7 protein-coding genes and 1 pseudogene are annotated in these 8,378 nt (G+C 49.2%); 6 read left to right on the top strand and 2 right to left on the bottom strand.

All coding sequences use genetic code 11. From position 1 onward, the window contains the following. Nucleotides 1–230 precede the first annotated feature (230 nt). Nucleotides 231–890: a FadR/GntR family transcriptional regulator gene (locus BMW41_RS13560; protein WP_177171258.1), complete on the bottom strand. Its 660-nt coding sequence runs from the start codon at nt 888–890 to the stop codon at nt 231–233. 380 nt (nt 891–1,270) lie between these two features. On the opposite strand from BMW41_RS13560, the gene BMW41_RS13555 reads away from it, so the two are divergent. From BMW41_RS13555 to BMW41_RS13535, 5 genes are all read left to right on the top strand, one after another. Then, nucleotides 1,271–2,716 carry an FAD-binding oxidoreductase gene (locus BMW41_RS13555; protein ID WP_074650714.1) on the top strand — a complete coding sequence of 482 codons (1,446 nt, stop codon included), beginning with the start codon at nt 1,271–1,273 and terminating at the stop codon, nt 2,714–2,716. A 48-nt stretch (nt 2,717–2,764) separates the two neighbouring features. Then, a complete protein-coding gene (locus BMW41_RS13550; protein ID WP_074650712.1) occupies nt 2,765–3,904 on the top strand; it encodes an acyl-CoA dehydrogenase family protein in 1,140 nt (379 codons plus the stop codon). Between the two features lie 25 nt (nt 3,905–3,929). Then, entirely contained in the window at nt 3,930–4,721 is a 792-nt protein-coding gene (locus BMW41_RS13545) for an electron transfer flavoprotein subunit beta/FixA family protein (protein ID WP_074650711.1), read from the top strand. A gap of 11 nt (nt 4,722–4,732) precedes the next feature. Continuing rightward, complete coding sequence (locus tag BMW41_RS13540) at nt 4,733–5,731, top strand: electron transfer flavoprotein subunit alpha/FixB family protein (protein ID WP_074650718.1); 999 nt, start codon at nt 4,733–4,735, stop codon at nt 5,729–5,731. 303 nt (nt 5,732–6,034) lie between these two features. Next, nucleotides 6,035–7,369 carry a sodium/glutamate symporter family protein gene (locus BMW41_RS13535; RefSeq protein WP_177171257.1) on the top strand — a complete coding sequence of 445 codons (1,335 nt, stop codon included), beginning with the start codon at nt 6,035–6,037 and terminating at the stop codon, nt 7,367–7,369. A gap of 220 nt (nt 7,370–7,589) precedes the next feature. Here the strand turns inward: BMW41_RS13535 and BMW41_RS13530 are convergent, their stop codons facing one another. Then, nucleotides 7,590–7,832, bottom strand: coding sequence for a hypothetical protein (locus BMW41_RS13530; protein ID WP_074650709.1), 243 nt, complete (start codon nt 7,830–7,832; stop codon nt 7,590–7,592). Between the two features lie 340 nt (nt 7,833–8,172). On the opposite strand from BMW41_RS13530, the pseudogene BMW41_RS13525 reads away from it, so the two are divergent. Next, nucleotides 8,173–8,378: pseudogene (locus BMW41_RS13525) on the top strand (IS110 family transposase); the annotation flags it as partial.

Below are 8,378 nucleotides of genomic sequence, written 5' to 3'. Positions count from 1 at the left end.
ACGCTCCGCGAGGATGCGCACGCCGCTGTAAGCAAATTCACTAAGCTCGAGAAAACCTCGCTAAGTGAATTTCCATGGCACGCACTAAGCTCGAAAAGACCTCGCTAAGAGCTTCGCCAAGGAAGCTGTCACCTAACGGTGACCAGCGGCGGCGCGCAAAGTCCGCGGGGCTCCCCTCAGGACTGAGGGGATGGGGGAGCCGAAGTCCGCTTGCGGACTTTGTTCAAGACTCACAGGTTATTTGACTCAATCAGGCGGGCAATAAAGGTCATATGTTCATACATGCACTTTATGGCAGAATCGGAATCATGGTTTTTGATGCTGTCGATGATGCGCTGATGCTGCGCATGAAGAATTCTGGTGTCTCTGGCGGATTGAAGAATGATGTTTCGGATGTCATCGACGATTTCATCCAGCAGAGCGCCCAGAGATGCAAGGCTGTCCCGGATGAGACAGTTTCCGGAGATCTCTGCGATTTTTGAGTGGAAATTGCTGTCATATACCGAGCCTTCATAGGTGTTGTCGGCGTCATTCATTTTATGAGCCAGCTCTTCCAGTTCCCGAATATCCTCATCCGTAGCGTGGATTGCGGCAAGCTTGGCGGCCTGGATCTCAAGACACTGTCTGAATTCATGAATGTCGGAGAGAGAGCCCTGATTGAGCCGGTAGGAGATGGTCATCGGCTGAAACATGGTCAGGCGATAACTTTTGTTGATATAAGTTCCGCCGCCCTGTCGGGCGTTTACGAGTCCGATCATATCGAGGGCCCGGATGGCTTCGCGTACGGCAGAACGGGATACATTCATTTCTTCTGCCCATTTCCGCTCCGGAGGCAGGCGGTCTCCCGGTTTTAAGGTGCCGGTTTTTAAGGAATCAAGAATTGAGTCCATGAGAGTTTGGTAGACGCGTTCGCTGCTGTTTTCGAAAACCATTTCTTTTTTTACATCATCAGACATATTTTGTCCTCCAGGCTCAAGCAGACAAGCTTGCTTGTCTATTTGAGCCGTCAATCAAAGTTTGAAAGTTTACTTTCAAACTTAACCCCTTAAAAATAATTTCAGATTCTGGGTGTACAGCAATATCAGTATAGCCGGATTCCATGACAATAGTATAACACAGTGGATCCGTTTGCCTGAACGCGAGATGCAAATAATCATTCTGTACAAAAAGCGTATCTCAAATTTGGTACTTATATCCGTACAAAAACATATTGACTATTGGTCAGACCAATTTTAAAATTGGTTGCAGAAGTGCACAAAAGGAGGCCGAGATGGAGAAAACTTCTTACAACAAAGTAACAAATGATATTGTGGAGCTTTTGAAAAAAGCCTGCAATGGCCATGTCCTTACCGGTGACCAGATCAATGACGATTTTTGCCATGATGAGATGAGAATCTATGGAACCGCTGTGCCGGAGGTGGTTGTGGAAGCAGAGACAACCGAAGAGGTTTCGGAGGTTATGAAGATCTGCAACGCAAACCGGATTCCGGTAACACCTTCGGGTGCCCGCACGGATCTCGCCGGCGGACCGGTTGCCAAATATGGCGGCGTGATTCTTTCAACCATGAAAATGAACAAAATACTCAGTTACGACATTGATAATCTGGTTGTGACGATTCAGCCGGGAGTGCTGCTGAATGATCTGGCTCAGGATGCCTTGAGCAAAGGGCTTATGTACCCGCCGGATCCGGGTGAAAAATTTGCCACGGTCGGCGGAAACGTATCGACGAATGCGGGCGGAATGAGAGCCGTAAAGTACGGAACGACAAGAGATTATGTAAGAGCCATGACGGTCGTGCTTCCTACCGGAGAAATCGTGCATGAAGGCGCCGCGGTTTCAAAGTGCAGTTCCGGTTATGGGATCAAAGATATCATGATCGGTTCGGAGGGAACACTTGGAATCATTACAGAGCTTACGCTCAAACTGATCGTTGCACCGAAAGAAACCATGTCAATGATCGTACCGTTTCCGACACTTGAGGATGCCATCGGTTCGGTTCCGAAACTCTTTGCGGCACATCTCAATCCGCAGGCCCTTGAGTTTATGGAAAAGGATGTGGTCATCGATACCGAGAAGCTTTTGGGCAAAGATGTATATCCGAAAACCCTGGATGGGGTGGATATCAATGCGTATGTGCTGGTTACGTTTGACGGAAACGATCAGGATGAGCTTATGGATATTATCGAGGCAGCGTCGGAAGTCGTTCTCGAGGCCGGAGCGGTGGATGTTCTTGTGGCAGATACTCCGCAGCAGCTCAGGGATGCCTGGGCTGTGAGAAGTTCTCTTCTTGAATCCATTGAAGGAAATACAAAGCTTCTCGACGAATGCGATGTTGTTGTTCCCATCACGAAGATTCCGGAATTCCTGACTTATGTGAAGACGCTGCAGAACGGTCATTCTTACACCATAAAAGATTTCGGACATGCAGGGGACGGAAACCTTCATATCTACCTGTGCAGCAATGACGATGACAAAGAGCAATTTATGAGAGAGTCCGGTGAATTCATGAAGAAAGCCTACGCCAAGGCCGTAGAGCTGGGCGGACTGATTTCCGGTGAACATGGAATCGGTTCGGGAAAGATGGATTATCTGAAGGAATTTGCGGGACCGGTTAATATGCGTCTGATGAGAGGAATCAAGAAGGTATTTGATCCGAACATGATTCTCAATCCGGGCAAGGTCTGTTTCGATCCGGAAGAGTGTTATGAGGATTGACGGATGCTGACGGTAAATGAGCGATTGCGGTAAAGAAAGGATTGTATTATGGCATACATTATTTCAGATGAAGCACAGGATCTGCTGAATGACCTTAAAAAATTCTGCGATCAGGAAGTCGTTGCACAGGCAAAAGAATTCGATCGAAGCGGAGAGTTTCCAAAGGAGATTTACGATAAAGCGATCGAGCAGGGTTATACGACACTGGAGGTGCCGGAAGAATACGGCGGACCGGGACTCAGCCGGGTGGATGTCGCCGCTCTGATGGAGCAGATGGCATGGGCGGACGCCGGATTTGCCACGACGATTTCCGCCAGCGGACTTGGCACGAAACCGGTGCTCATTGCGGGAAATGATGCACAGAAGCGGCATGTCTGCGACCTTCTGCTGGACGGCGGGTTCGGTGCTTTTGCGCTGACCGAGCCGGGGGCAGGCTCCGATCCGGGAGCCGGAACGACAACCGCGGTGAAAGACGGGGACAGCTACATTCTGAATGGACGCAAATGCTTTATTACAAACGGCGGTGTTGCAAGCTTTTATTGTGTGACCGCGTTGACGGATAAGGCGGCGGGAGCGAAGGGAATGTCAATTTTCCTGATCGACCGGGATACACCGGGACTTTCCGTCGGACATGAGGAGGATAAAATGGGGATTCGCCTCTCAAACACAACGGATGTGGTTCTGGAAGATGTCAGAGTTCCGGCAGAGAATCTGTTGGGAAAGGAAGGCGACGGTTTCAAGATTGCCATGAAGACGCTGGATCAGGCCCGCGCATGGATGGGAGTCATTTCCACAGGACTGGCCCAGAGAGCGATGGATGAGGCGATTGCCTATACCAAGGAGCGCAAACAGTTCGGTAAGCCGGTACTGAAATTCCAGGCGATGCAGTTTAAGATTGCGGATATGGCCATTAAGATTGAGGCCAGCAGACAGATGAACGCGTATGCATTAAATCTGATGGATATGGGCCGGCCGTACTCGCGTGAGGCTGCGATTGCGAAATGCTTTGCTTCGGATGCGGCGATGTGGTGTACGACGGAGGCAGTGCAGATGTTTGGCGGATATGGCTACAGCCGTGAGTATCCGGTAGAAAAACTGATGCGTGATGCAAAGATCTTCCAGATTTTCGAGGGAACCAACGAAGTACAGAGAATCGTAACCGCAAACAATACCATCGGAAGATTTTAATAACGGACAGAGATTGGAGAACAGCATGAATATATTAGTTTGCATTAAGCAGGTGCCGGATGATTCGGTTGAGGTTTCCGTTGGAGCAGACGGAAGACCGGCAGTCGACGGAATAACTCCGGTGGTCAATGCATTTGACACCTATTCACTTGAAATGGCGGCGCGTCTGAAGGAATCGCTCAATGACGGTTCGGAGATCACCGCATTATGTGTCGGACCGGAAAGCGCGAAAAATTCCCTGAAGAATTGTCTTGCCGTCGGGGCAGATTATGCATACCTGGTAAAGTGCGACGAAGTAAATGACATGGATGCGATGGGAATCGCGGAGATCCTGAAGGGGGCTGTTGAAAAGCTTTCTGCCGGGAAGGGAGCATTTGATCTGATCTTTACGGGCAAAGAGGCAACCGATGTACCGTTGGGACAGACCGGAATCTGTCTGGCAGATAAGCTTGGGGAAGCCGTGATCACCAATATTATTGATATAAAGGCGGAAGGCGGAACCGTTGAGGCAAAGCACGAAACCGAAGAGGGATATCGTGTGATTGAGGCGGCTATGCCGGCAGTTGTCACGGTGTCGAAGCCGGAATACGATCCGAGATATCCAACCATCAAGAATAAGATGGCGGCGCGCCGTAAGCCGATTGACGAGCTGGATGTCAGCGAACTTGCGGATGCCGGATCGTTTGCGGCGAGAATGAAACGAGTTGCGGAATATGAGCCGCCGAAGAGGGAGGCTGGAATCCGGATTAAAGAAGAGTCGGATGAGGAATCGGCGATGAAGGCGATTCAGATGATGACAGATGCAAAGGTAATTTGACGGAGGGCATCATGAGAAAAGAAGATACAACAAATAATATTCTGGTGTATGTGGAAAACACAGATGGTGCTCCGGTCAAGGCCGGTCTTGAAGCGCTGACACCGGCGCGGAAACTGGCGGAGAAAACGGGCGGACAGGTCATTGCCGCAGTGATTGGAAAGAATATTTCAGAAGCTGCTCAAAATGTCGCGGCTTCCGGTGCCGACCGGGTGCTTGCAATCGACTCCGACGAGGCGGCAGTGTATGATCTGGATGGCTATGCCGATATTCTGAAACAGATCATCGAAGAGGAAAAACCGGACACGGTATTGCTGGGCGGAACCGGTGACGGCAAAGATCTGGCGGCGAAACTGATGGCGCAGTTAGACACTGCCGCGGTAACCGATGTGGCCGGGATCAGGACAGACGGAGACAAGGAAGTATTTGTCACGTCAGAGTACAGCGGTGCCGTCTGCTGCGATGTCGTTGTGGATGAAGTCAGACCGAGAATCGCCGTTATCCGTTCCGGTGCATTTAAGAAGCCGGAGGGCGCGGACACCGGAATCGTTGAAGCGCGGGATGTGAAAGCAGATGCCGGTGTCATGAAGACAAAGATAAAGGATACCGTCAAAGAGATCACGGAAACCGTAAATCTGGAAGATGCAGAGATTATTGTCTCCGGCGGCCGCGGAATGGGCAGCAAAGAGAATTTTGGGCTGGTGGAACAATTGGCTGAAATTCTCGGCGGTGAAGTCGGGGCCACAAGACCGGCCATTGAAGACGGATGGATTGCGAAGAATCATCAGGTTGGTCAGTCCGGAAAGACCGTTTCGCCGAAGCTCTACATTGCGGCAGGCATTTCAGGGGCAACCCAGCATCTCTCGGGAATCACAGGATCGGATTATATTGTAGCGATCAACAAGGATGAAGACGCTCCGATCTTTTCTGTGGCAAATGTCGGCATCGTCGGCGATGCGATGAAAGTCCTTCCGGTTATGATCGAAGAGATTAAAAAAATCCGGGAAGCCTGATATGGTTACGGATAACCCGCTGATAAAAATGATATAAAAACCCGCCCGTTTCGGCAATCAGCCGGAATGGGCGGTTTTTTTGGAAACTTTTGGGTAAAAAATGCAAGATTTTGTCTCTAAAAATGCCGACGAAACCGTCAAAACCAATAATGAAAGATACTAACGTACATATTAAAAAATAAATTTTGTGAGCAGCGGAAAAATGCGCTGTTGGATTTTCATGCACTCCTGCAAGTACAATAGCAACGTGCCTCGCAAGAGACAAAACAGGAGAAGTCAGTATTTTGACAAAGGGGTTTAGCAATGAAAATGACAGTAGCATCACTTTTTAATGACATGGTACTGATCGGTGTATTCATGCTTGTCGGATATGCAGTCCGTCAGGTTCTGAAGCCGATTCAGAAACTTTTCCTTCCGGCATCCCTGATCGGCGGCGTGATCGCGCTGGTGCTCGGACAGCAGTGCCTGAACGTGGTTGCGGTTCCGGAATCATTTGAGAAATTCTCCAATGTTCTGATCGCACCGATCATGGCAGCGCTTCTGTTCGGAATCACCATCACAAAGGATAAGGTTGTCCGCTATCTGGACTACGTTGTCGTTGAGCAGGGGGTATATTCCGTTCAGATGGCTCTGGGTCCGATCGTGGGGATCGTCCTCGGCACCATCTGGGTTGGTCTTCCGCTGGGCTGGGGTTCCCTCGGACAGTTCGCATTCCAGGGCGGTCACGGAAACGCGGCTGCAGCCGGTGAGGCATTCCTGGAAAATGGAATCGACGGCGCAGTTTCCATCGGTATGGTACTTGCCACCTTCGGTCTGATCGTAGCGATGGTCATCGGTATGATCATGGTCAACATCGGTGTCAGAAAAGGTTGGGGAACCTTCGTTAAGGATCCGCAGAAACAGCCGGATTCCTACTACGGCGGCGTTCTTCCGGATGAGAAGAGAGCAGGCGTCGGACAGACTGTTACCTCCGGTATCGCGATCAACCATCTTGCATTTCAGGGCGCATGGCTGCTGACTGCCGTATTTGCCGGCAAGAAGCTCTTCTGGGCAATCGGTCTGATCTGGCCGGGTGTCAGCGTATTTCCGTCCGTTATCCACGGAATCATCGGCGGAGCGCTGGTATGGAATATCGCAAAGCTGACAAAGCTGGACAAGTATGTTGATGTGAAGCTGATTCACCACATCTCCGGTTTCCTTCTGGAGGTTGTCGTACTTACCGCAATCGCAACTCTGGATCTGGAGCTGGTTTCCACTTACATTGTTCCGATCCTCGCATATACTCTGATCATGACGGCTATCACCATCGTGATGTGCTTCGGCCTCAGCAAGCTGTTCTGTAAGGAAGAGTGGTTTGAGAAAGCCCTGATGGCATACGGTGTCGGAACCGGAAACACGGCAACCGGTCTTGCACTGGTAAGAGCCGTTGACCCGGACAACCAGTCTACCGCTCCGGACAATCACGGTATCTATTCCACTGTTTGCTGCTGGAAGGAAGTCTTCATCGGACTGATTCCGATGTGGTGGGCAGCAGGATCTCTCGGCCCGATCGTCGGCATTGGTCTGGCAATGTTTGCGGTCTGCATGATCATCGGTTTTGTTCTGTTCGTTCTTCCGAAAAAGAAGCAGGCGGCCTAACCGAAGTGTCATTCTGATTGAGACGGAAAAAAACGTTTTTCGCGGTCCGGCGGCAGATTGATTCTGCGGGCCGGACATATAAAACAAGAGGATGATAGAAGAATAGAAAAGAGAAGTCCCGGCTGAATCCGTTCGGCCGGGACTTCTCTTTTATAGGGATGTTATGAGGGACGGCAGTAACGAAGGGACGTATGCTGCCGGCAATTGGGGATGTACAGGATCACATCGCTGCGGTGTCCGGGAGTACCAGAACTCTTCGGCCTTCACCGCTGTCCGCGTAGAAGACGCCGGAAACGATCGGAACAGATGCGTCAGCCGTGTTCTCCGAAGCTTTTCGAAGGGTCTCTTCGTATTCGTCGAAACTGATATATTTTGCTTCGATTCGTTCTTTCTGTCCGTTCTGTACAAGAATTCCTGTACGGGATTCCGGGATCAGCATGCTGAGCATTGTCACTTTTCTCATTTCGGTATCTCCTTTCGCTGTTACTTGGATGTTTCCGTCCTGCAGGTAATATATTATCGTTCAAATATGTCCAACCGGTGGCTAATTTGTGTAAAAAGAATGAAAATAGTTTACGAAAAAAGACAGGTTCTTAAATCTATCTTATATTCCGTAAGTACTGCGATATTTTCTATTTCGACTGCATTTGCCGTGAATTAATGGAAAAAAGAAAATTTTTAGTTCATAGCTTCCTGTAACATTTAAAGTGTGAATTTGTAGAAACAGAAAGATACCTCAGTTAAACTGTAATTGCTGACCCTAGCATAGTTGGCAATAAACAGAACAAAAGAGGTATCTACAGATGAATTTTACACAAAACAAGAAAATCAGGCAAGTAACAGAAAAGACAATGGTAGTTGGTATTGATGTTGGTAGTGAAAAGCATTATTTTAGAGCTTTTGATTGGAGGGGGATTGAGCTTACAAAAAAACCTTTTTGCTTTGGAAATTCAATAGAGGGATTTAGAACTTTTTATAATGAAATCGGATTATTGATGGATAGATTTCA

The sequence above is a fragment of the [Clostridium] aminophilum genome, assembly GCF_900101295.1.
GTDB classification, from domain to species: Bacteria; Bacillota; Clostridia; order Lachnospirales; family Lachnospiraceae; genus Clostridium_R; species Clostridium_R aminophilum_A.
This window is presented reverse-complemented; position numbering and strand designations above follow the sequence as displayed.

Coding starts and splice junctions, on each gene's coding strand:
- BMW41_RS13555 (WP_074650714.1), top strand. CDS start 1,271: ATGGAGAAAACTTCTTACAACAAAGTAACAAATGATATTGTGGAGCTT.
- BMW41_RS13530 (WP_074650709.1), bottom strand. CDS start 7,832: ATGAGAAAAGTGACAATGCTCAGCATGCTGATCCCGGAATCCCGTACA.
- BMW41_RS13550 (WP_074650712.1), top strand. CDS start 2,765: ATGGCATACATTATTTCAGATGAAGCACAGGATCTGCTGAATGACCTT.
- BMW41_RS13545 (WP_074650711.1), top strand. CDS start 3,930: ATGAATATATTAGTTTGCATTAAGCAGGTGCCGGATGATTCGGTTGAG.
- BMW41_RS13560 (WP_177171258.1), bottom strand. CDS start 890: ATGGACTCAATTCTTGATTCCTTAAAAACCGGCACCTTAAAACCGGGA.
- BMW41_RS13540 (WP_074650718.1), top strand. CDS start 4,733: ATGAGAAAAGAAGATACAACAAATAATATTCTGGTGTATGTGGAAAAC.
- BMW41_RS13535 (WP_177171257.1), top strand. CDS start 6,035: ATGAAAATGACAGTAGCATCACTTTTTAATGACATGGTACTGATCGGT.